This is a genomic window from Stenotrophomonas lacuserhaii, assembly GCF_039674585.1.
In the GTDB taxonomy this organism is placed as follows: Bacteria; Pseudomonadota; Gammaproteobacteria; order Xanthomonadales; family Xanthomonadaceae; genus Stenotrophomonas; species Stenotrophomonas pennii_A.
On sequence record NZ_JBDJNU010000018.1, the window covers coordinates 42,575 to 66,450 of the forward strand.

Below are 23,876 nucleotides of genomic sequence, written 5' to 3' on the forward strand. Positions count from 1 at the left end.
GCGTTCGATGGGCGGGAATTGAAAGGCGGAAAGAGCGGCGACGTTGAGACTCGCGCTCCGGCTATGGCCTGCGCCTTTCCCATCGGATCGTTCCATGAATTCCGTCATCTCCCAGCGCCCGTCTGCATTCTCATCGCCGCGCGTTCCGCAAAGCGCCAAACCCAGCGACCCGATCGCATCAGCCGCTCGCGCGCAACTGCGTTGCTTGCCGCAGCGGGTAACCAACCTGCCGCGGCCTACCGCGAGCGGAGCACCCGCGCCCGCCTCGCTGCACCAGGCGTGGCTGGCCGCTGAGCTGCTGGCACTGCCGCTGACCTCTTCCGGTCTCTCGTTGCAACAGCATCTGTGCGCCTGTGCGCAGCATGGCGCGCAGGCGGGGCATGACGAACACCAGCTGCGCGAAGCACTGCAATGGCTGCATGCGCCGTTCGGCGATGCGTTGGCCGCGGCCTACGGAAGCGCGTCGCGCGCGCTGGTGCCCTACGTGCTGGATCAGCTGCTGCTGGCACTGTTTCCCACCCTGCAGGACGCGCAACGCCAGCAACTGACCGCTGATATCCGCCTGCATGCGCAGGATCTGCCGCTTGCCACGTGGGTGCGCGCACTGGCCCTGCCGCGTGATGGGCAGGGTGGCGAAATCCGCCTGCGCGCGCTGCACGACGCCGGGCAATGGGCGGCGCTGCGTACGGAGTTGATTGCTTCCCCCGTGCCGGGCAGCGGCCTGGCGCAGGTCGGCCTGGCGACCGCGGCACTGGGCACGGCGGCCGTGCTGTCCACGCTCATGCCGGCGGTCGCGGTGCCCGCGATGCTGGCGGGCAGCGCGGGATTCCTGGGTATCACCGCACAGGCTGCAGTGTCCGATGCCACCGCGCCGCAGACCGGTGAGGTGCAGTCCGATGGGCTGCGTCAGCGTGCCGATACGTTGCTGCAGACGTTGCTGCCGGCGTGGAGCGGCGCGCAACGGGGTGCCCTGTACGCGATATGGGCGGACCGACCGAACGACCGCTCGTTGCTGGCGGTGACCCGGCAGGCAACGCAGGCGCTGCTGGAAGCCGAGGGCTGCATCGACACGTCGCTGGAGGGGCTGCGGACGGCTCCCTTGCCGCCGCTCGCCATGCCCCCGGCAGGCGACCGCGCGGCCGTGGCCGAAGCGCTGGCACGGCTGTTCGTTGGCTTGTCGCCGCCGCAGTCGACGGTGGCGGCCGGTACCGCGCCAGCCGATCGCGGGCCATTGCGCGGAGCGTTCCCGGCCGACCGGGCCCCGCCGCTGCGTCCGGCCTCGGTGGGCTTGTTCGAACTGGCGCAGCACATCGCACGGGCGGACTACCGCGCCATCGTGGAGCGACAGATCGACCAGATCGGTGCAGGCCCGGCAGACACCCGCAGTACGTACCAGCGTCGTTGCGCCAAGGCCGGCCTGCGCCTGCTGCATGCGCGCTCGATTGCGCCCGGGCCCGGGCGTGTGGATGCCATCGCGATCGCGCGCGCACGCGTGGACAACCTGCGTAATCCGGCACCGCTGATCGCGCAGGCGCGGGCAGGGAAGGTCCAGCAGGCGATGGCGCTCAACCGCGTCGCTACGGAGCATCCGGGCGCGACGGCGGGCAGTGCCGGACACGCCTTCGCGCCGGACCTGCCGCGGAAGGCACGCACCGGTGCGCTTACTGAACCGGGCTCGCTGGCAGTGGCGCCTGTGGACCTCGCCGGTTTCTCCGGCGGCATGGCAGCGATCGCCATGCCGTTGCGCGCGGACGCAGCCGCACCGGTCGCGGGCGGCGCTGGCGAGCCGCAGGCGCTGACGGCCGTTGTGTCGCCGGCTTCCAACGCGCCGGCCATGGCGCAGGCGCGGCTGCGGCTGTGGCTGGGCCTGATGCCGGAGACCGCAGGCGACGGCCAGGAATCGGCGATCGCCGACTACCTGGACCTGCAGGCAACGGCGCGCGGCGGGCAGCCCTGCACCGTTCGCGCCGAACTGGCACGGGCCTGGGGCGATCACCTGCAGGAGCAGGCAGAGTCAGGGAGAGCCCGGAATACCCTCAGTGCGGCCGCGGCCGACCTGGTGACGCAGCTGGTGGAGCAGGACCGCCACGGCACGCCCGCCGCCGCGCATGCAGTCGGTCGCTTCGGCATGCGACTGCTGGTGGACGGCAGCAGCGGGGTTGCCGTACCCGGTGCGGTGGTGATCACCGGCAATGCCACCGACACCTCGCCGCGCAGCGCGACCGGGCCTATCGTGGTGATGCTGCCCGGGATCGGCCTGCTTGAGTACACCGCCGGCGGATTGGACACCCTGGTGCGCGACATGGACGCCCATCCCGTGCTGCGTGCGGCGTTGTATGGATTGATCCCACTGGAGCGCCTGCAGCCGGCACGCGGTGGCCGGGGCGCGGTCACGCTTGGGTTCACCGCACTGGACGCGGATCGTACCGGCGAAGAAGTCCTTGAACGTGTCCTGCAGGGCGGCATCGACATCCGACGTGCGGGCGCGCAGCGGGCGCAACCGGTGCGGTCGCTGGTGGAGCTGGTCAGCCCCTACCTGGGCGGGGCCGGCGTAGTGGAACATGCATTGGCACAGCTGGCCGCCCACGGCCTGCTGCAGGCACCGGTGCAGGACGCCGCGCGCACACTCGGCCTGGCCACGGCGTGGATCGATTATCTGAACGCGCTGGTCGATGCGCCGGCGGTGCCGGGCCTGCAGTCGCCCCAGGACTACGTCACGGGCGACCAGCTGCAGCGGCATATCGATGAGCGCCTGCGGGCGCACCTGGATGGTATCGGCATCCACGCCACGCCCGCCGATATCCGCGTGCGCTGGCAGGAGGTCCGCTTCCGACCGGAGCCGGTCGGCCTGCCGCACAACCCGGCCGGAGCGAGGCAGCTGCCGCCGATCCCGCATGATCTGAGCCTGGCCGAGCTGGCCACCCGCAACATCGGCTTCGTCGACATCCCGTTCGGGGCGGGGGCGCAGGCGTTCGATGCCCAGGGAAAGGCGCTTCCCTCTCTGACGCCCGCGCTGATGCGCGAATGGATCCGCGGACTGGACCTGGATGGATCGTACCGGCGGCACTTGCAGCAGCAGTTCGACAGCAGCCGGCGCGGCAGCCCGGGCGACCTCCGTTTGCGCGCCTTCCACCACACCTTCCCGGCGCGGATCGCGCTGGAGGAACAGCTGGCGTTCGCCCATCACCGCCTGCAGGGTCCGTCCGTGCTGCGGCAGATGCTGATGCACCCGGGATCCCGGGCGGCGGAGCACCAGGGCAGGGTGCAGCAGGCGCAGGTTGGGCCGCTCACGCGGACCACCCATGCCGTGATCGATGACATGTATGTGTTCGACCGGACATCCGCACTGCCCGGCAGCCTGGCCGTACGTACCGAAGATGGCCACGTGGAGGCCTACGTGGCCGGCCTGCGCCCGAGCCCGTTCCTGTCCGCCGACAACGAGGCCGAGCTCAACGCCCTGTTGGCCGGCGAGGCGATGCGCGACTGGCTGAAAACCCATCTGCCGGACGCCAGCCACCGCCACGACGTGGATGCCCCGGACACCTGGTCGGAACTTTCGGTAACCCCGGATCAGGGCGATGCCCTTGATGCCTGCTACCGGCGTTGGGTCGACCACCTGCAGCGCGAAGCCGATGACCTGGTGGTCTCAGACCGGGAGCAACGCGGCAAAGACATCCTCGCCGTGCTGAGCGGGGTGTACGAGTTCGCCGAGAATCTGCTGCCGCTGCGTCTTGAAGCGTTGTCGATGACGGCCCGGACACTGGCGCCGCTGCTTTCCCCGAGGGGCGTTTCCGGCCAGGCCGCCAAGCTGGCAGCGGAAACCGCGCTGCTGCGCTTGTTCAGCTATGCAGCCCCCGGCACGGCACTGGCGGTTGCGATGAAGCGGCCGCTGCTGGCTGCCGGCGTTCCGCGATCGTTGCGTCAGCAGGCCAGTGCGACCCGCCCGGGATACATCCAGACCCGGCAGGCCGATTACCGCATCCCCGCAGGTGGCGACATCCGCGCCTCGGGCCAGGCGGTGCTGCTGGATCCTGCCAGCGGCCAGCCCGCAGGGGGCATGGCGCGTTACGACCGCACCACCCTGCAGTGGCGGGTCGAACCGGCGCAGCCCAGCCGCAGCGCGGACTACGCGCACCTGGCAGAGCATCTCGACGACCCGAAGCTCCGCCACCTGAGCACCCAGGGCAATGGCGTGTACGACCTGGAGGGTGCGCAGTTCGTCCACATCGACGGACGCTGGTTCCGCAGCGAGGTGCGGTCCGAACTCGGGGGCGGCCGCTACCTGATGGCGCCCGGTGGCCGCGTCCGCAGTGATCTGCTGCTGGCCCGTGCGGACGACGCGTGGCACGTGACGCAGCGTCCGCGCGGAGCATTGCGCGGCGGCGGCGTGGTCGCCGCGGACACGACCGATCTGGCCGTGCTGCGGCTTGCGGTGCCGGCGACGCGGTTGCTTGACGACACAGCGATCAATCGCGCGCTGAGCGTGCATGGCCCGGTCGGCGGGCAGGTCAGTGCCACGCTGCGCCGCGACCTGCGTGACAGCGCGCAGCAGATGGTGCTGGGTCGCATCGGGGCGGGCAAGGTCTCCTTTGATGAACCGGATCTCGGCGACATGGGACGCATGGCCATGCTCTGCGCACTCGCCCACGACCCCGTGCTGGGGCAGGGTCGGCGTATCGAGCTGTATTCCGGCTCGGCGGACACCGGCCAGCGGCGCATCGTGATCGGCACGGGCGCCGAGCCGCTGCTCCGGCTTCAGCTCGAGGCGGAACTGCCGACGCTGGAGCAGGTGATCGCGCTGCTCAACCCGGACGCCGTCGCGGCGGCGCTGAAGCAGCCTGCGGGTGCCGGGGCTGCAGCGCTGGTCGCCCCGGTCACCGCGCACCTGCAGCAGACGGTGAAGCGCCAGCGCACCGACGTACAGGCGGCGTTGCGAACGTTGACCGATGACATGGACGTGGCAAGGCCGGAAGTTGCCGCCCTGCAACTGCAGTTCGGCCTTGATCGCGGCCTGGCCGAAGAGGTGCGCCAGGGCCTGCCCGACCACACCGATGCCATCCTGCGCTATCAACGGCCGCAGCCGCTGGTTGATGCCATCGCCGACGCATCGGCACGGCTGGGCGAGCGCACGCTGCGGCAGGCGCTGCTGGAGGGGCGGGTAGTCTCCGTGGAAGCGCTGACGCTGTTGCAGGACGTGCTTGGCGCCCTGTTGCCCAAGTGGAAACTGGTCAGCGTCCTGCATACCCATGGCAGTCCGCAGTTGCACATGGCGCTGGCCGATGGGGGGCGAACGCATACCCTGGTGTTCCACGCCGAAGGCGTGCAGGTCCGCGGTCACGCGCAGCCTTACGCGAAATGGCAGCAGGCGGTGAGTGCGGTGGTCGGCACTGAATCGGCGATGGATCTGCGCAACGCCAAGGGACTGGGAAGCGCGGTAGCCGAGCGGCTGCGCTCGCTTGAAACGGCCGCGCCGACGGCACGCATCGAACCGCACCGCCGCGCCCTGCTGGAGGCCGCAGCCCAGCCCGCCTGCCCGACCGCGGCAACCTGCCCGGCCAGCGCGCGCCGTCCTGACCAGAACGACCTGGAGCGGCAGTCGACCCTTCGCGACACGGCCGTTTCCCTGCGACGGGACGCTGTAGCCGCGCTGGACCACGCGCTCGCACAGGCACGTGCCGACGCGCGTGGCTGGTTGGAAAAGGACACTTCACGCACGGTGGCGAGTTACTGGGGGGGAAACCATCCACCCGGCAGCCATGCCAGCGACGATGCGCGTCTGCGCGATTTCATCAAGGCACATTGGAAGTCCCGTAGTGCACCCAGGGAGCTCTCGGTCTTCGTGCAGGCATTCTCTGCGCGCGAGGCATTGGGCACCGCCAACATCCTGGTGGCCGACGTCGCGTTGCAGATCGACGGACGTCCCCTCGCCTGGGACCAGCAGGCGTTCGTCTCCAACGCTCAGTTGGGGGGCAGGCACGGGTTTTCGAAGGTGGAGGGGGTCAAGGTGCAGAAGGTGATGGTGCCTGCGCGCCTGCGACCGGGCCACGAAGGCGTCACCACACCGGGAGAGGCCGATTTTGAAGCTCCGCAGGCGTTGCTGCACCGGGTCATGACCGAGGACCATCCTTTCGGGCGCTACGTGGTGGAACCGCGCGTCCAGCTGCCGGGCAGCGCGACCCGGGGCGCCCCGGACACCGAACTGCGCTGGATCCGCAGCGAGGCCGAACTGCAACGCCTGCTGCGCACCCACGTCAACGTAGGGGGTACGGAGCTGCATGTAGGCGATCATGTCTATCTTTCATCGGTGCGGCGCTGCACCGAATCGCAGTTCCTCAACGAAGTCGCCGACGCGGTGGAGGCGGAGCTGCCGGGCGTGTGGCAGAAGCCGGAAATGCTGGACCGCGTGACCGGCTCGGTGGCGCTTTTCTCGGACCGGGTGCCCTGCCTGAACAACTGCCAGTTGCTGATGCGCTCGGCAGCGGAGACATTGCCGGGCGTGGATATCAAGATGGGCTACGGCGACCCCCCGGGCCATGGCGGCGCCATCCGGCCACACCGGAACCCGCCGCGCCTGTTCCCGCTCCCATGAGCCTGAGCCTGCGCGATGACAGGTATCGCTCATCGGCATCGTCGGTGCCGCCAGGCCCCGACCCATGGCCTTACGCTACTCCGCTCACCCATCCGGTCCATCCCATGCCCTCCATCGGCTCCACACCTCCCCCGTCGCCGCCACAACGCCTTCCTGACCAGAACCCGGGGCAGGCAGGGCCGCTGGCGGCTCATCGCGCCGCCATCGAAAGCTGCATCGCGCAATGGGAAAACGACCAGCTGCTCGACGCCGACGGCATCGCCGAACTGCGTGACCTGCTGGCTTCGACGAGCGCTCCGCCGCCCGAACGCTTCGATATGGCGCAGATCGACCCGAGCGGGCAGTGGGGCGAAAACTGGCTGCAGCTGACCGCCGCCGTTGACGGTGATGCGCTCTACCTGGGCCCCGATCCGCAGCCGTCGCCGCTGCTGCCGTGTGCCGCTGATGCCCAGACCCTTGCGCCGGACATGGTGGTGCTGAAAGTGGACCGTGCCGAGGACGATGGTGTCTTCGATGTAAGCCGGCTGCGCGCGCTGGTCTGGTGGCGGGAGGCGGCATGGACGCTGCAGGTGACCGACCCCGGCGATGGCGCGAGCACCGTGCAGCTGTCTGGGCAGCCCGACTGACGACCCGCGGCCCAACCTCCGGCGGTTGTCGTGTGGGGCACACAGCGGCTAAGGTCACTGGCTCACCTGATCCGCCGGATGCCCGCATGTCCCTCCGCAGAACCCTTCCCGTCTCCCTGGCCCTGGGCCTGTCCATGGCGGCAGGCGCACATGCCGATGAAGGCATGTGGATGCCGTCCCAGCTGCCCGAGCTGGCCAAGCCGCTGAAGGCGGCCGGCTTCAAGGGCGATCCGGGCGCGCTGGCGACGGTCACTGCGCCCCCGCTCAGCGCGGTGGTGCGCGCGGGTGGCGGTACCGGCTCGTTCGTGTCCTCCGATGGCCTGCTGTTGACCAACCATCACGTGGCGATGGGGGTCATCCAGTACAACAGCAGCGCCGGGCACAACCTGATCGACGATGGCTTCATCGCGCGTGACCGCGCCGATGAGCGTCCTTCCAATCCGGATTTCCGGGTGCTGGTCACGGTGGGCTTCGACAAAGTGACCGACCAGGTGCTGGCGCAGGCCAAGGGCAAGACCGGCCGCGCGTATTTCGATGCCGTGGATGCGGCCAGCAAACAGATCGTGGCGGACTGCGAACGCGCAGGGAACGTGCGCTGCAGCGTGGCCGACATGTACTACGGCACCGATTTCTACCGGATTTCGCAGCTGGAGCTCAGCGACGTGCGGCTGGTGTACGCACCGCCGCGGGCGATCGGCAACTACGGCGACGAGATCGACAACTTCATGTGGCCGCGGCACACCGGTGACTTCACCCTGTTGCGGGCCTACGTGGGCAAGGACGGCAAGCCGGCCGCCTACAGCGCCGACAACGTGCCGTACCAGCCGCCGGCCCACCTGCAGATGTCGCTGCAGGGACCGAAGGAGGGCGATTTCGCGATGCTCGCCGGTTACCCGGGCATCACCTACCGCCACCGCACGGCAGCCGAGTTCGCCAGCCAGATCGACGCCGTGCTGCCGCGCCGTGTCGCGCTGTTCCAGCAGATGATCGATACCATCGAAGCGGCGACCCGGGACGACGCGCAGGCGCGCACGCGCTACGCATCGCAGCTGCAGTCGCTGAAGAACAACCGCAAGCGCGCCGCCGGCGAACTGGAGGGTCTGCTGCGCAGCGATGCGAAGACCCAGCGCGCCGCCGACGAACAGGCGATGCTGGCCGACGCCGATCCGCGCTATCGCGGCGATATCCAGGCCCTGCTGGGCACCCTGTCGCAGGGTGCGGCGGTGGGCGAGCGTGACCTGCTGCTGGACCTGGTCGCCAACCAGACCCAGTTGCTGCGCTCGGCGCTGCTGCTGGAACGGCTGCGGATCGAATCGGCCAAGCCGGACGCGCAGCGCGAAACCGGCTTCCAGCAGCGCGACCAGGCGCTGATCGAAGGAGTGTTGAAGCAGGCGCAGCGCCGCTACGACCCGGCTGTGGAGAAGGCCTTGTTGAGCGCGCTGCTGGTGCGCTACCAGCAGCTGCCCGACGCCCAGCGCCTGCCCGAATTCGATGCCGCCTTCGGGCGTACGCCGCAGTCGCTGGCGACGGCGCTGGATGGCCTGTACGCGCGCACCACGCTTGGCGATGAAGCGCAGCGGCTGTCGCGGTTTGCCGCGGCGCGCGAGGGCAGGGCGCTGGCGCCGGACCCGTTGCTGGCCCTGGCCGGCCCGCTGGTGGCGGCGCAGCTGCGCATCGAAGACGAGAAGAAAACCCGCGAGGGCGAGGGCCTGCGCCTGCGCCCGGCCTACATGCAGGCCTTGTTCGCCTGGCGCGGCAAGCAGGGCCGTGCGCTCTATCCCGACGCCAACCGCAGCCTGCGCGTCAGCTACGGCAAAGTGGAAGCGCTGAGCCCGCGCGATGGCGTGCATTTCGACCCGGTGACCACCGTGGCCGGCATCGTCGAAAAGAACACCGACGCCTATCCGTTCGATGCGCCCAGGCCCCTGCTGGCGGCGATCGCCAAGGGTGATTTCGGCAGCACCGCCGACCCGGCACTGAAGACCCAGACCGTCAACTTCCTGACCAACCTGGACACCACCGGCGGCAACTCCGGCTCCCCCGTGCTGAATGCCAAGGGCGAACTGATCGGCCTGAACTTCGACAGCAACTGGGAGTCGGTCAGCGCCAGCTGGTGGTTCGATCCACGCTTCAAACGCGCCGTCCACGTCGACATGCGCTACCTGCGCTGGCTGCTGGCCAAGGTGTATCCGGCGCCGGCACTGCTGCAGGAAATGGGCGTGCCGGCGGAATAGACCCGCGATAGGGGGGCGGCGACGGAACCCTCTACACTGTCGCCATCTGCTGACCACGGAACGGGCCTGAGTGTCGAGCTGGATCCTGCTGCTGGTGTCCGTTGCCTATGCTGCGCTGCTGTTCGGCGTAGCGTGGTGGGGTGACCGACGCCCGCTGTATCCGGACCGGCCCTGGCTGCGGCCGGTGGTCTACAGCCTGGCGCTGGCGGTGTACTGCTCGTCGTGGACGTTCTACGGGGCGGTCGGCACCGCCGTGCGCAGCGGGGTCGGCTATCTGTCGATCTATGTCGGCCCGCTGCTGATGATGCTGTTCGGCTGGCGCATCATCGAGCGCCTGGCGCTGGTGGCGCGCAGCCAGAACGTGGTCTCCATCGCCGACTTCATCTCATCACGCTTCGGCCGCTCGCGGCGGTTGGCCGCGTTGGTGGCGATCATTGCCCTGATCGGCGTGGTCCCCTACCTGGCGCTGCAGTACAAAGCCGTCGCCATGAGCCTGCAGGTGCTGACCGGCGACAGCGGAGCCACCGGCTATTTCAGCGATCCGGCGTTGTACGTGGCGCTGCTGATGGCGCTGTTCGCCACCCTGTTCGGCACCCGCCAGGTGGATGCCACCGAACACCACCACGGCATGATGCTGGCCATCGCGCTGGAGTCGGTGATCAAGCTGCTGGCGATGGTGGCGGTGGGCGTGTTCGCCTACCTGTGGTTGAGCGAGCGCACCGATGCGGTGGTGCAGTCGGCGCATACGCTGTTCACCTCGCTGCCGCCGGTGGGGTTCATCTCGCAGACGCTGCTCAGCTTCCTGGCCATCGTGTGCCTGCCGCGGCAGTTCCACGTGGCGGTAGTGGAGTGCGGGGACGTGCGCGACGTGCGCCGCGCGCGCTGGATGTTCGGCGGCTACCTGGTGGTGATCTCGGCGATGGTGGTTCCCATCGCCACCGCCGGCGTCACCCTGTTCGGCACCGGCGGCACGGTGGCCGACGATGCGATGGTGCTGGCGCTGCCGCTGCATGAAGGACGCAACGCGCTGGCGCTGATCGCCTATGTCGGCGGGTTCTCGGCGGCCACCGGCATGGTGATCGTGTCGTCCATCGCGCTGGCCACCATGATCAGCAACGACCTGGTGATGCCGGTGCTGCTGCGGCGCAGTGGCGGCACCGGCGAGGCCGCGGACGTGGCATCGCGGGTGTTGTGGATCCGGCGCCTGGCGATCCTGTTCCTGGCGCTGATCGCCTACACGTACTACCGCAGCAGTGGCAACGACAACTCGCTGGCGTCCTATGGCCTGATGGCGTTCGCGGCGGTGGCGCAGTTCGCGCCCGGCCTGATCGGCGGACTGTACTGGCGCGGGGCCAGCCGGCGCGGCGTGGAAACCGGCATCGTGCTCGGCTTCGCCACCTGGATCTACACCCTGCTGCTGCCTGCGCTCACCCAGTCCGGGTTGATCGATGCGGGCTGGTTGAACGACGGGCCGTTCGGCGTGGCCTGGATGCGTCCGCAGCAGCTGTTCGGCATGAACGGCTGGGATCCGTTGACCCACGGCACGTTCTGGTCGCTGCTGGTCAACGCGGCAACGATGATGCTGGTGTCGGCGCGCTGGCGGCCCAGTGTGGACGAGCGCCTGCGCGCGGCACCGTTCCTGGACCCGTACGCGCAGCGACCCTCGGTCGCCAGCGGCTGGCCGGGCCACGTGCATGTTGGCGACCTGCTGGCGCTGGCATCGCGGGTGGTGGGCGAACGCCACGCGCGGCGTTCGTTCTTCGAACAGGCGCAGTCGCTGGGGCGCGAACTGCAGACCCAGGTGCCAGCGGACCGGCCATGGGTGCAGTTCACCGAGCGCCTGCTGGCCGCCTCCATCGGCGCGGCCTCCGCGCGCCTGCTGCTTACCAGCCTGCTGCGCGGCTCGGGCATGGACCTGGGTGAAGTGGTGGCGGTGCTGGACGAAGCAGGACAGGAGCTGCGCTTCAACCGCGAGATCCTGTCGACCACGCTGGAAAACATCAGCGCCGGGGTCAGCGTGGTCGACCCGGACATGCGCCTGACCGCCTGGAACCGCCGCTACCAGGACATGTTCGGTTACCCCGACGGCATGCTGTACGTGGGCCGCCCGGTAGCCGACCTGATCCGCTACAACGCCGAGCGCGGTGAACTCGGCGAAGGCGATATCGAACGCCAGATCAGCCGCCGCATCCGTTACATGCGCGCCGGTTCGCCGCATGTGTTCGAACGCACGCGCAGCGATGGCAAGGTGATCGAGATGCGCGGCCAGGCCCTGCCGGGCGGTGGCTATGTCACCAGCTACAACGACATCACCGATTACAAACACGCAGAGAAGGCCCTGCTGGAAGCCAACGAAACGCTGGAACAGCGCGTGGCCGAACGCTCCAATGCCGCCGAGGCCGCACAGCAGTCCAAGACGCGCTTCCTGGCGGCGATCAGCCACGACGTGCTGCAGCCGCTCAACGCCGCCCGGTTGTTCGCTTCGGCACTGCGCGAAAGCCATGCCAACAATGAAGAGCAGCGCCACCTGGCCGAGCGCGTGGACGCTTCGCTGCGCGCCGCCGAGGAGCTGCTGGATGGCCTGCTGGATGTCTCGCGCCTGGACGCCGGCGGGCTGCATCCGGTGATCGGCGAGTTCGATGCCAGCGCACTGATGCGCGAACTGGCGGGGCAGTACTCGCCGGTTGCCGCGGGCCGCGGATTGCGCCTGGACCTGTTCGCACGACCGGCCTGGGTGCGCAGTGACCGCCGCCTGCTGCGGCGGGTGATGCAGAACTTCCTGGCCAATGCGCTGCGCTACACCCGGCAGGGCCGGATCGTGCTGGCGGTGCGCCTGCGCGGCGACGAGGTGGAGCTGCAGGTATGGGATACCGGCCCCGGCATTCCCGAACACCACATGCAGCAGATCTTCGATGAATTCCACCGCTACCAGCAGCCGTTCGACTGGGGCGAACAGGGCCTGGGGCTGGGGCTGTCGATCTGCCAGCGCATCTCGCGCCTGCTCGACCATCGCCTGAATGCCCGCAGCCGGGTTGGCAGCGGGTCGATGTTCTCGATCCTCCTGCCGCGCGTGGTGGCGACAGCCGGAGCCGGCGAACAGGAGCCGACGGCGACGGCGCTTCCCGCGCGCCCGGATTCGCTGGCGGGGATGCGCGTGCTGTGCGTGGACAACGACGAAGAGATCCTCGATGGCATGCGCGCGCTGCTCGGCCGCTGGCAGGTGCGGGTGATCACGGCCAGTACCGTGGACCAGGCCCTGGAGAAGATCGCCGAGCATCCGGACGTGATGCTGGTGGACTACCACCTGCATGATCGACTGGACGGACTGGATACGCTGGTGGCGCTGCGCGAGGCGGCCGGCAGCGACCTGCCCGGTGCCCTGTTGACCGCCGATGGCCGCGACGAACTGAAGCGCATGGCCCGCGACCGTGGCTATCGCCTGCTGACCAAACCGATCAAGCCTGCGTCGCTGCGTGCGTTCCTGGCGGCCTACGCTACGCCGCGGGACTGATCCGCGCTCGGCGCGTCGATGCGCGTTCGCTGGTGGCACCCGCACGGGCGCGCCGGTATACCAGATGTCTTTACTGCGGATGCCCGCCCATGCAGGTCGCTTCACCCGACTCCACCCCACAGCCGCCGAACGTCACCCGGCACGCGCCGGCACGCGCATCAGCGCTGCGCGGCGCGCTGCACGGCGTGCTCAACGTCCCCGTGGATGCGCCGCTCGCCCCCCTGCTGGCGGTTGCGGTGGGGGGCGGCGCAGGTGCCGGCCTCTCGCTGCTCTGCAACGGCACCAGCAGGCTGCTCGGGGATGCACTGGTCGGGAGCGTACTGGGGGTGGTATCGCATCAGTTCGCACGCGGCCGCCATCTTGATGAGGCCGCGCACGGCCGCCGCTGGGACGTGTTGAACGACGTGCCGAAGATGCGCGCCTGGCTGCAGGAAGAGGGTATCCGCTACGTCGACCGGAAGCGGGTGGAGCATGTGCATGACAGCGTGCAGGCGGTGGCGCAGGGCATGGTGGATCACTACCTGGGCTACTGCATGGACCACGGAATGGTCTGCGATCCACAGGCCGTCGAAGCGATCATCCGCTTCTGCACGGGAGAGTGCGTGGAGCGCGGACCGTTCATGGCGCTTCAGCCGCACAACAAGCTTTTCTACCTGGCCGCGATCGACGATGAATCCTGCGATGCGCTCACCCGCGAGCTCAGGGAGGGCCAGCCCGCGCGCGCGGCATTCCGCCGGCGTGGTTGCGTCTTCATGAGCAGGGAACTGGTGGCGGTGGCCCGGCCGGCCGGGTCGTCGCCCCGGCTGGATCCTCCCGCATCACCGATGTGCCGACCGCTGGCCGCGCTGCCCGCCCCGGATCGAACGTCCATCGCGTTGGCCGACTGTTACCGACCCTCCGTTGATTCCATGGTGATCATCCGCCATCGGCGTACAAGCAATCTGCGCGTGGATACCACGCGTCGGCCACAACGCTGGTGGGAAGACCGCGTGGAGGCTTAGCGGTCAGGCTGCGCCGCTTAGGTGTTCGTACAGGATGGTGGTACCGATGACCATCAGGATGATGCCACCGATGATTTCCGCGCGCTTGCCGGCCAGGTTGCCGAGGGCGCGCCCGAGCATGATGCCGGCGGTGACCATGGTCAGCGTGCACAGTCCGATGACCGCTGCCATCACCCCGATATGGACATCCATGAAGGCCAGTCCGACCCCGACCGCCATCGCATCGATGCTGGTGGCGAAGGCGGTGGCCGCCAGGTGCCAGAAGCCGTGGTGGCGTGCGGGATTCTCGTCGGTTTCATCGGCCTGCGGACGCACGCCGTTGACGATCATGTGCAGGCCGAGCGCAACCAGCAGGCCAAACGCGATCCAGTGGTCGAAGGCCTCCACGTAGTCCAGTGCGGCGCGGCCGAGCAGCCAGCCGATCACCGGGGTGATGGCTTCGATGGCGCCGAAGATGAGGCCGGCACGCAGCGCATCGCGGAACACCGGCCTGCGCATGGCGGCGCCCTTGCCGATTGCTGCGGCGAAGGCGTCGGTGGACATGGCAAAGCCGATCAACAGAATCGAAACAGGGGACATCAGGATCACGGGAGGTCGGGCGAGGACGGACACGACGGCCCACGTTCGCGCCCAACCTGTCGTTGCGCACGCGGACCGCTGGTCTCGCCAACCAGGATGGCTGCCCGCACCACGGCGCACTGGCCGAGCATGTTGATACGGGCGTTTCCTTCTGCAGGAAACAGGCTACTCCCCAAGGGGACGCGAAGCTTAGCACCGGGGTTGCGGCGTGTGGCGTCACCGCGCGATTTGCGCAGGCGAAGCTGGTTTTCATAGCTGAGGCTATAACGCGCGCCGCGTGCAGTGCCGCCGAGCATGGCTCGGCGCTACCGGAGGCGGTGCGGCGTCCGCCCGCATGGCGCGGGGTTCCCGATGTGGCGTGACCTGGTAGCGCCGAGCCATGCTCGGCGAGCGCAGCACCGCGTTACCGGCTACCGCTCAATCTTCTTCCGGCGGCAATACGATCTGCTCGTCGTCGATGGCCAGCTTGCCGGCCATCAGCACCGCCTGGGTGCGGTTGGTCACGCCCAGCTTGCGCAGGATGGCGGTGACGTGCGCCTTGATGGTGGCCTCGGACACGTTCAGGTCGTAAGCGATCTGCTTGTTCAAGCGTCCCGCGCCCAGCATCTGCAGCACGCGGAACTGCTGCGGGGTGAGTTCGCGCAGGCGCTGGCCGACTTCGCGCTCTTCGCGGCCGGTCGGCGGCACGTTGTGCGCCTCCGGCGGTGCCCAGGTCTCGCCATCCAGGATCATTCCCAGCGCATGGCCGATGGTGTCCGAATCGGCCGATTTTGGAATGAAACCGAACGCGCCATGGTCGAGCGCGCGGCGCATCACGGTCGGCTCTTCGCGTGCGGACACCACCACCACCGGCAGGTGCGGGTGCAGCGAGCGCATGTGCACCAGCGCATTGAAACCCTGGGCGCCGGGCATGTTGAGGTCCATCAGGACCAGGTCGGCATCGTTGTGCTGGTCGGCCAGTGCGTACAGCGCTTCCACGCTGTCGGCTTCGAACAGCTGCACGCCGGGGATGACGCGCTGCACGGCACCGCGCAGGGCTTCGCGGAACAGGGGATGGTCGTCGGCAATCAGGAGGGTGGGCATGGGATCAGCTTACGCAATGACGGAGGACAGGGGCGTGCGTCCACGATGCGGACCGGGCCCTCCTCCCGGTCCGCGGTGTGGCGTGCTACTTGACCTTGCGTTCGTCCACCAGCGACGCCACCACCGAGGGATCGGCCAGGGTGGAGGTGTCGCCCAGCTGGTCCGGCGCATTCTCGGCGATCTTGCGCAGGATGCGGCGCATGATCTTGCCCGAACGGGTTTTGGGCAGGCCGGGCGCCCACTGCAGGTGGTCGGGCGTAGCGATCGGGCCGATCTCCTTGCGCACCCACGCCACCAGTTCCTTGTGCAGTTCGTCGGACGGCGTCTCGTCGGCAATCAGCGTGACATAGGCATAGATGCCCTGGCCCTTCACTTCGTGCGGGAAACCGACCACGGCCGCTTCGGCAACCTTCGGATGCGAAACCAGCGCGCTTTCCACTTCGGCCGTGCCGATGCGGTGGCCCGACACATTGATCACATCATCGACGCGGCCGGTGATCCAGTAGTAGCCGTCCTCGTCGCGACGGCAGCCGTCGCCGGTGAAATAGGCGCCCGGATAGGTGCGGAAATAGGTATCGATGAAGCGCTGGTCGTCGCCGTAGACGGTGCGCATCTGGCCGGGCCACGAATCGCGGATGATCAGGTTGCCTTCGGTGGCGCCGTCCTTGATTTCGCCGTCGGCATTGACCAGCGCCGGCTGCACGCCGAAGAACGGCAGGCTGGCCGAGCCGGGCTTGAGGTCCACCGCGCCGGGCAGCGGCGAGATCAGGATGCCGCCGGTCTCGGTCTGCCACCAGGTATCGACGACCGGGCAGCGGCTGTCGCCCACCACCTCGTAGTACCAGCGCCAGGCCTCCGGATTGATCGGCTCGCCGACGCTGCCGAGCAGGCGCAACGAGGCGCGCGAGGTCTTCTTCACCGGCTCCTCGCCTTCGCGCATCAGTGCGCGGATGGCGGTCGGTGCGGTGTAGAAGATGCTGACCTTGTGCTTGTCGATCACTTCCCAGAAGCGCGAGGTGCTGGGGAAGTTCGGTACGCCTTCGAACATCAGCGAGGTCGCGCCATTGGCGAGCGGGCCGTACACGATGTAGCTGTGGCCGGTGACCCAGCCGACGTCGGCGGTGCACCAGTAGATGTCTTCTTCGCGCAGGTCGAACACCGCTTCATGGGTGTACGCCGCATACAACAGGTAGCCACCGGTGGTATGCAGCACGCCCTTCGGCTTGCCGGTGGAACCGGAGGTGTAGAGGATGAACAGCGGATCCTCGGCGTTCATGCGTTCCGGTTCGCACTCGGCCGGCTGGCTGTCCACCACGTCGTGGAACCAGCGGTCGCGCGGAGCCTGCATGTCCACCGCGCCGCCGGTATGGCGCACCACCAGTACGGTTTCCACCGTGTTGGTGCCGGGCAGCTTGAGCGCCGCATCGACGTTGGCCTTCAGCGGAATCTTCTTGCCCCCGCGCAGGCCTTCATCGGCGGTGATGATCAGTTTGCTGGCGCAGTCGCTGACGCGATCGGCGATCGAGTTCGGCGCGAACCCGCCGAACACCACCGAGTGGATCGCACCGATGCGCGCGCAGGCCAGCATGGCCACGGCCGCATCGACGATCATCGGCAGGTAGATGGTGACGCGGTCGCCCTTCTGCACGCCGAGGCTGCGCAATGCGTTGCCGAGCCGGCAGGTGCGCTCGTACAGCTCGCGGTAGCTGACGTGCTGGGCCGGCGCGTCCGGGCTGTCCGGTTCGAACAGCAGGGCGGTCTTGTCACCACGCGTCTGCAGCTGGCGGTCCAGGCAGTTCACGCTGGCATTGAGCTCGCCGTCTTCGAACCACTTGATGTGGAAGTCGGCCAGGTCATAGCTGACGTTCTTGATGATGCTCGGTTGCTTGAACCACTGCAGCCGCTGCGCCGCTTCGCCCCAGAACGCATCCGGGTCGTTGATCGAGGCCTGGTACTGCTGCTGGTAGGTGGTTTTGTCGATCCGCGCGTTCTTGGCGAACTGCGGGTCGACGGGATAGAGATCAGCCATGGCGCCCTCACTTGCACGTGGACTTTGATGTGCGGTTGCAGCATACGGCGCAACCGTTGCCACCCAGTTTGCCCGATCCGCCCCTGCCCGCGACACCGCCGTGCTTAGACCATGGTCGCAGGCCTGCCACGGCATGACGCCGCAGCGGGCGAGCGCCGTGCTGCGCCCTGGGCCGCGGGTACGACTAATGGCCAATAGCCGCCGTGCGTCAACCGGTCGCACCCTCGGCTTCGACCGTGCCCCACGCGCGTCTTTCGATTTGCCACTTGGGAGAGAGGGCAACATGAATCACCGTACGTTGAAGACGCTGCGCAAGCCGTTGGCCGCCTGCATGCTGGTCGCACTGGCTGCACCGGGCATGGCGTTCGCCGAAACCGCGAGAGAGAAAGCCCTGGAAGCACGCGTGGGCGAGCTGGAACGCCAGGTGCAGCTGCTGCTGTCATCACAGCAACAGCAACAGAGCCAGATCAGCCAGACCCAGCAGGCCGTGACCGAAGTGAGGACGGTGCAGGCCGAGCAGAAACCCGCAGTGCCGGCCGGCAAGCAGCCGATCCAGGTCACCACCCTCACCCCGGGCGCGGCACCGGGCACCACGGTCAAGATCGGCGGCTTCATCAAGGCCGACTTCCTGGCCACCCAGACCGGCGATGGCCAGCTGGCCGACGACGCCACCGGACGCGCGCTGTACCTGCCGGGCCAGACCCCGGTGGCCGGTGCCGGGGGGACCGGCGAGCGCTCGGACGTGGACTTCAATGCCCACGCCAAGTTCTCGCGCTTCAACCTGGGCATCGACAACGTCAGCGAGAACGGCGACAAGGCCGGTGCGTTCTTCGAGATGGACTTCTTCGGCAATTCGCTCGGCAACCAGACCGCCACCAACACCTACGGCGTGACCCTGCGGCACGCTTACATGTACTGGAACAAGTGGACGGCCGGCCAGACGTGGACCAACTTCATGGACGCGGCCTCGATTCCCGAAGCCGCCGATTTCGTCGGTCCCACCGATGGCGTGGTGTTCGTCCGCCAGGCACAGATCCGCTACACCACCGGCGGCCTGAGCGTCGCGCTGGAAAACCCGGAAACCACCACGCTGACCGGCGTGCGCAATCCGGTGACCGGGGCGTGGACCAATGCCAGCGCCAACGCCGATCGTGGCAGCCTGCCCGACCTGACCGTGCGGTATGGCTGGAAGGGCGACTGGGGCACCTTCGGCGTGGCCGGCCTGGTCCGCCAGCTGAAGGTGGACAACCAGACCACCGGCGCGGAGGCGGACAAGGTCGCCGGCGGCCTGACCCTGGGCGGCAAATGGGTGATGGCCGACACCGACACGCTGCATTATCAGTTGACCGGTGGCGAGGGCATTTCGCGCTACATCGGCCTGGGCATCACCGCCGACACCGCCTATGACATCGCCCGTGACGAGCTGGCGACCACCGGCGTGCTGGCCGGTTACGTGGGCTGGCGGCACGCCTTCACCCCGAAACTGCGTACCAACCTGATCTACGCGCGCAGCGATTATGACAACGACGGAAGCCTGGGCCCGCTGGTGACCAAGAGCGTGCAGAGCATCCGCGGCAATGTGTTCTATACGCCGATGCCGAAGGTCGATATCGGTGCGGAGTACATGTACGGCGTGCGCGAGATCGAAGACGGTCGCAAGGGCGACATCAACCGCGTGCAGTTCACCACCAAGTACAGCTTTTAATTGAGTGCCGACCAAGGTCGGCACCTACTGTCACCATGCTTCGGAGGGGAAGCTTCCCATGTCAACAACACCTGCACCTGCCCAACTCACCAAGGGCCACAAGAAGGTCATCTTCGCGTCGAGCCTTGGTACTGTCTTCGAGTGGTACGACTTCTTCCTGTACGGCTCGCTCGCCGCCATCATCGCCAAGCAGTTCTTCAGCGGGGTCAATGAAACCACGGGCATGATCTTCGCCCTGCTGGCGTTCGCGGCCGGCTTCTTCGTGCGTCCGTTCGGCGCGGCCTTCTTCGGCAGCCTCGGCGACCGCATCGGCCGCAAGTACACCTTCCTGGTCACGATCCTGATCATGGGCATCTCGACCTTCCTGGTCGGCGTGCTGCCCAACTACGCCTCGATCGGCTTCGCCGCACCGGTGATCCTGATCATCCTGCGCCTGGCGCAGGGCCTGGCGATGGGCGGTGAGTACGGCGGTGCGGCCACCTATGTGGCCGAGCATGCACCGGCAAACAAGCGCGGCCTGTACACCAGCTTCATCCAGTGCACCGCCACGCTGGGCCTGTTCATGTCGCTGCTGATCATCCTGGCCTGCCGCTACTTCCTGGGCAACGAAGCCTTCGAAGCGTGGGGCTGGCGCATCCCGTTCCTGGTCTCGATCGTGCTGCTGGGCATTTCGGTGTGGATCCGCCTGCAGCTGAGCGAATCCCCGCTGTTCCAGCAGATGAAGGCCGAAGGCAAGGGCTCCAAGACCCCCTTCCGTGACAGCCTGAAGGACGGCAACCTGAAGCTGATGCTGCTGGTCCTGCTGGGTGCCGCAGCGGGCCAGGCGGTGGTCTGGTACGGCGGCCAGTTCTACGCGCTGTTCTTCCTCAGCAGCATGCTGAAGGTCGATGCCACCACCTCCTACCTGCTGATCGCTGCGGCGCTGGCACTGGGCGTGCCGTTCTTCATCTTCTTCGGCTGGCTGTCCGACCGCATCGGCCGCAAGTGGATCATCCTGGCCGGCTGCCTGCTGGCGGCGGTGACCTACATCCCGGTGTTCAAGGGCCTGACCCACTTCGCCAACCCGGCCATCGAAGAAGCACGCACCAATTCGCCGGCGCTGGTCGTGGCCGATCCCTCTACCTGTTCCTTCCAGTTCGATCCGGTCGGCCTGCGCAAGTTCACCAGCTCCTGCGACGTGGCCACCGCCGCGTTGACCAAGGCCGGTGTCCCGTACGACGTGCAGGCTGCCCCGGCCGGTTCGCTGGCAGTGGTCAGCGTCGGGACGTCGAAGGTCTCTTCCTATGAGGCCGCTGGCCTGGCCAAGGAAGAAGGCAAGGCCAAGGCCGATGCCTTCGGCACCGAGCTGAAGGCCGCACTGGTGGATGCCGGCTACCCGGCCAAGGCGGACAACGCCCGCATCAACATCCCCGGCACGATCTTCATGCTGTGGATCCTGGTGCTGTACGTGACCATGGTCTACGGTCCGATCGCCGCCTATCTGGTCGAACTGTTCCCGACCCGCATCCGTTACACCTCGATGTCGCTGCCTTACCACATCGGCAATGGCTGGTTCGGTGGCTTCCTGCCGGCGATCTCCTTCGCGCTGGTGGCCGGCACCGGCAACCTCTACTACGGCCTGTGGTACCCGATCGCCATCGCGTTGATGACGGTGGTCGTCGGCGGTCTGTTCCTGCGCGATACCAAGAACGTGGACATCACCAAGTAACGGTGACCGACACGCTCTGAGCACAAGGGCCGCGGCGAGATCCGCGGCCCTTTCGCGTTCCAGCGCGGTGTGACGGCCATGGGTGGGTGACGACCGCTGGCCGCCACGCTCCGACCGATGGTGGGTGACGACCGTTGGTCGTCACGCTGTTGCCTGTGCCGCTGCGTTCGCCGGGCACGGCGCGACGCTACCTCCTGTTCAGCCTGTTCAGGCACAATCGCTGAAACCTTATCCGGTACTCCGCCAATGCGCATCCTGCTGATCTCCACCCTGCTGCTCGCCACCACCGCCTGCACGTGGGTGCCGATCGAGTCGTCCGGCAAGACCGTGCGCGTGCTGGCGCCCGGCGCGGTCCCGGCCGGCTGCCTGACCAAGGGCGAAGTCGTGGTGACGGTGAAGAGCAAGGTGGGCTTCTACAACCGCAACCCGCTGCGCGTGCAGGAAGAGCTGGAGACCCTGGCCCGCAACGAAGCGCCGAGCGCCGGGGCCAATGCCGTGCAGGCCGCCGCGCCGCCGGCCGACGGTAGCCAGCGCTTCGCCGCCTTCCAGTGTCCGCCGCGCTGAAGGGCACCATACGGCCAAGGCTGAATCGGTAAAGGTGCGGTCAGGCCAAGAGGGTTATAGAATGACGCCCCCTTTGCCTGAGCCTTGGCGCTAACTCGATGCTCTTCAAGAATGTCTCGATCGCCGGCCTGGCGCATGTCGACGCGCCCCACACGCTAACGACCAAGGAAATCAACGAACGCCTGCAGCCCACCCTGGACCGCCTCGGTATCCGTACCGACGTGCTGGGTGACGTTGCCGGGATCCATGCGCGCCGCCTGTGGGATGAAGGCACGCTGGCCTCGGACGCGGCCACCATGGCCGCCCGCAAGGCGCTGGAAGACGCCAACATCGGCCCGGCCGACGTCGGCCTGGTGATCAACACCTCGGTCAGCCGCGACTACCTGGAGCCGTCCACCGCCAGCATCGTGTCCGGCAACCTGGGCGTGGGCGAGGAATGCGTGACCTTCGACGTGGCCAATGCCTGCCTTGCCTTCATCAACGGCATGGACATCGCCGCGCGGATGATCGAGCGCGGCGAGTTGAACTACGCGCTGGTCGTCGATGGTGAAACCGCGAACCTGGTGTACGAGAAGACGCTGGAGCGGATGACCGCCCCGGGCGTCACCGCCGAGGACTTCCGCAACGAACTGGCGGCGCTGACCACCGGCTCCGGCGCGGCGGCCATGGTGATGGCCCGTTCGGAGCTGGTCCCCGATGCCCCGCGCTACAAGGGCGGCGTCACCCGTTCGGCCACCGAGTGGAACCAGCTGTGCCTGGGCAACCTGGACCGCATGGTCACCGATACCCGCCTGCTGCTGATCGAAGGCATCAAGCTGGCCCAGAAGACCTTCGCCGCAGCGAAGATCGCGCTGGGCTGGGCGGTGGAGGAACTGGACCAGTTCGTCATCCACCAGGTCAGCCAGCCGCACACCGCCGCGTTCATCAAGAACTTCGGCATCGACCCGAAGAAGGTGATGACCATTTTCGGCGAGCACGGCAACATCGGCCCGGCTTCGGTGCCGATCGTACTGAGCAAGCTCAAGCAGCTGGGCAAGCTGAAGAAGGGCGATCGCATCGCACTGCTCGGCATCGGCTCCGGCCTGAACTGTTCGATGGCTGAAGTGGTCTGGTGACCCAGGCCCGGTAATGTCTTCCCAAGGGCCGGTACTACCGGCCCTTTTCACAGGTGCACCGCATGCGCGATCTTCCCGGCTACCCGTCCACTCCCCACCGGTTCGAGGTCCGTCCGGGCCTGTCGATGAATTACCTCGACGAAGGCCCGCGCGATGGCGAGGTGGTGGTGATGGTCCACGGCAATCCATCGTGGAGCTATTACTGGCGCACGCTGGTGGCCGGCCTGTCCGACCGCTACCGCTGCATCGTGCCGGACCACATCGGCATGGGCCTGTCGGACAAGCCGGCCGATGATCGTTACGAATACACCCTGCAGTCGCGCGTGGATGACCTGGACGCGCTGCTGGCGCACCTGGGCATCACCGGTCCGGTGACCCTGGCCGTGCATGACTGGGGCGGCATGATCGGCTTCGGCTGGGCGCTGTCCCACCACGCCCAGGTCAAGCGCCTGGTGGTGTTGAATACCGCGGCGTTCCCGATGCCGGCGGCGAAGAAAATGCCGTGGCAGATCGGGCTGGGCCGGCACTGGAAGGTCGGCGAGTGGATCATCCGCACCTTCAATGCGTTCTCCGCCGGGGCCTCGTGGCTGGGCGTGGAACGGAAGATGCCGGCCGACGTGCGCCGCGCCTACGTGGCGCCGTACGACAGCTATGCCAACCGCATCAGCACGATCCGCTTCATGCAGGACATCCCGCTGTCGCCGGCCGACAAGGCGTGGCCGCTGCTGGAGCGCTCCGGCCAGGTGCTGCCGTCGTTCGCCGACCGGCCCGCCTTCATCGGCTGGGGCCTGCGCGATTTCGTCTTCGACCATCATTTCCTGAAGGGCTTCCAGGCGGCGCTGCCGCACGCGGAAGTGCTCGCCTTCGAGGATGCCGGCCACTACGTGCTGGAAGACAAGCACGAGGTGCTGGTGCCGCGGATCCGCGCGTTCCTGGATCGCAACCCTCTGTAAGCGGAGGCTCCGGTGGCTGAAGACCGTTGGTCGTCACACGCTTGAGGCGCTGGGACCTTGGTCTGGGCCGGGCGGGAGGGGGTTCGCGGGGGACGCCGTGAATCCATCCGTGGAGGCTCGGCGCCGCATCCATGCGGCTTTAACGCCCCCGCCAACCCCCACCCGCCCGGCCCCGGGGG

At 67.9% G+C, this 23,876-nt stretch carries 13 protein-coding genes; 10 read left to right on the plus strand and 3 right to left on the minus strand.

Annotation, left to right across the window (positions count from 1 at the left end; all coding sequences use genetic code 11):
* Positions 1 to 94 precede the first annotated feature (94 nt).
* From ABE522_RS09170 to ABE522_RS09190, 5 genes are all read left to right on the plus strand, one after another.
* Positions 95 to 6,589 carry a hypothetical protein gene (locus ABE522_RS09170; RefSeq protein ID WP_346591439.1) on the plus strand — a complete coding sequence of 2,165 codons (6,495 nt, stop codon included), beginning with the start codon at positions 95 to 97 and terminating at the stop codon, positions 6,587 to 6,589.
* 104 nt (positions 6,590 to 6,693) lie between these two features.
* Positions 6,694 to 7,215: a hypothetical protein gene (locus ABE522_RS09175; protein WP_346591440.1), complete on the plus strand. Its 522-nt coding sequence runs from the start codon at positions 6,694 to 6,696 to the stop codon at positions 7,213 to 7,215.
* Between the two features lie 86 nt (positions 7,216 to 7,301).
* Entirely contained in the window at positions 7,302 to 9,449 is a 2,148-nt protein-coding gene (locus ABE522_RS09180; RefSeq protein ID WP_346591441.1) for a S46 family peptidase, read from the plus strand.
* 70 nt (positions 9,450 to 9,519) lie between these two features.
* Entirely contained in the window at positions 9,520 to 12,960 is a 3,441-nt protein-coding gene (locus ABE522_RS09185; protein ID WP_346591442.1) for a PAS domain-containing hybrid sensor histidine kinase/response regulator, read from the plus strand.
* Positions 12,961 to 13,049: 89 nt separating this feature from the next.
* The gene (locus tag ABE522_RS09190; RefSeq protein ID WP_346591443.1) at positions 13,050 to 13,961 is read left to right on the plus strand and encodes a hypothetical protein; all 912 of its coding nucleotides are present in this window, start codon (positions 13,050 to 13,052) and stop codon (positions 13,959 to 13,961) included.
* A 3-nt stretch (positions 13,962 to 13,964) separates the two neighbouring features.
* Here the strand turns inward: ABE522_RS09190 and ABE522_RS09195 are convergent, their stop codons facing one another.
* The 3 genes from ABE522_RS09195 to acs form a co-directional block, all read right to left on the minus strand.
* Positions 13,965 to 14,540 carry a manganese efflux pump MntP gene (locus ABE522_RS09195; protein ID WP_346591444.1) on the minus strand — a complete coding sequence of 192 codons (576 nt, stop codon included), beginning with the start codon at positions 14,538 to 14,540 and terminating at the stop codon, positions 13,965 to 13,967.
* Positions 14,541 to 14,957: 417 nt separating this feature from the next.
* The gene (locus ABE522_RS09200; protein WP_309682249.1) at positions 14,958 to 15,623 is read right to left on the minus strand and encodes a response regulator transcription factor; all 666 of its coding nucleotides are present in this window, start codon (positions 15,621 to 15,623) and stop codon (positions 14,958 to 14,960) included.
* A gap of 85 nt (positions 15,624 to 15,708) precedes the next feature.
* On the minus strand, positions 15,709 to 17,652 hold the full coding sequence (gene acs / locus ABE522_RS09205; protein ID WP_346591445.1) for an acetate--CoA ligase: 1,944 nt from the start codon (positions 17,650 to 17,652) through the stop codon (positions 15,709 to 15,711).
* 283 nt (positions 17,653 to 17,935) lie between these two features.
* On the opposite strand from acs, the gene ABE522_RS09210 reads away from it, so the two are divergent.
* From ABE522_RS09210 to ABE522_RS09230, 5 genes are all read left to right on the plus strand, one after another.
* Positions 17,936 to 19,357: a DcaP family trimeric outer membrane transporter gene (locus ABE522_RS09210; RefSeq protein ID WP_346591446.1), complete on the plus strand. Its 1,422-nt coding sequence runs from the start codon at positions 17,936 to 17,938 to the stop codon at positions 19,355 to 19,357.
* A gap of 58 nt (positions 19,358 to 19,415) precedes the next feature.
* Positions 19,416 to 21,065, plus strand: coding sequence for an MFS transporter (locus tag ABE522_RS09215; protein WP_346591447.1), 1,650 nt, complete (start codon positions 19,416 to 19,418; stop codon positions 21,063 to 21,065).
* A 246-nt stretch (positions 21,066 to 21,311) separates the two neighbouring features.
* Positions 21,312 to 21,629, plus strand: a complete 318-nt coding sequence (locus ABE522_RS09220; RefSeq protein ID WP_346591448.1) for a DUF4156 domain-containing protein — start codon at positions 21,312 to 21,314, stop codon at positions 21,627 to 21,629.
* A 98-nt stretch (positions 21,630 to 21,727) separates the two neighbouring features.
* The gene (locus ABE522_RS09225) at positions 21,728 to 22,744 is read left to right on the plus strand and encodes a 3-oxoacyl-ACP synthase III (protein WP_057507087.1); all 1,017 of its coding nucleotides are present in this window, start codon (positions 21,728 to 21,730) and stop codon (positions 22,742 to 22,744) included.
* A 62-nt stretch (positions 22,745 to 22,806) separates the two neighbouring features.
* Positions 22,807 to 23,697, plus strand: coding sequence for an alpha/beta fold hydrolase (locus tag ABE522_RS09230; RefSeq protein WP_346591449.1), 891 nt, complete (start codon positions 22,807 to 22,809; stop codon positions 23,695 to 23,697).
* Positions 23,698 to 23,876: the final 179 nt, after the last annotated feature.

Bases quoted from the DNA above. Each gene is read 5' to 3' on its own strand.
- ABE522_RS09170 (WP_346591439.1), top strand. From the start codon at position 95: ATGAATTCCGTCATCTCCCAGCGCCCGTCTGCATTCTCATCGCCGCGC.
- ABE522_RS09175 (WP_346591440.1), top strand. From the start codon at position 6,694: ATGCCCTCCATCGGCTCCACACCTCCCCCGTCGCCGCCACAACGCCTT.
- ABE522_RS09180 (WP_346591441.1), top strand. From the start codon at position 7,302: ATGTCCCTCCGCAGAACCCTTCCCGTCTCCCTGGCCCTGGGCCTGTCC.
- ABE522_RS09190 (WP_346591443.1), top strand. From the start codon at position 13,050: ATGCAGGTCGCTTCACCCGACTCCACCCCACAGCCGCCGAACGTCACC.
- ABE522_RS09195 (WP_346591444.1), bottom strand. From the start codon at position 14,540: ATGTCCCCTGTTTCGATTCTGTTGATCGGCTTTGCCATGTCCACCGAC.
- ABE522_RS09200 (WP_309682249.1), bottom strand. From the start codon at position 15,623: ATGCCCACCCTCCTGATTGCCGACGACCATCCCCTGTTCCGCGAAGCC.
- acs (WP_346591445.1), bottom strand. From the start codon at position 17,652: ATGGCTGATCTCTATCCCGTCGACCCGCAGTTCGCCAAGAACGCGCGG.
- ABE522_RS09210 (WP_346591446.1), top strand. From the start codon at position 17,936: ATGAATCACCGTACGTTGAAGACGCTGCGCAAGCCGTTGGCCGCCTGC.
- ABE522_RS09215 (WP_346591447.1), top strand. From the start codon at position 19,416: ATGTCAACAACACCTGCACCTGCCCAACTCACCAAGGGCCACAAGAAG.
- ABE522_RS09220 (WP_346591448.1), top strand. From the start codon at position 21,312: ATGCGCATCCTGCTGATCTCCACCCTGCTGCTCGCCACCACCGCCTGC.
- ABE522_RS09225 (WP_057507087.1), top strand. From the start codon at position 21,728: ATGCTCTTCAAGAATGTCTCGATCGCCGGCCTGGCGCATGTCGACGCG.
- ABE522_RS09230 (WP_346591449.1), top strand. From the start codon at position 22,807: ATGCGCGATCTTCCCGGCTACCCGTCCACTCCCCACCGGTTCGAGGTC.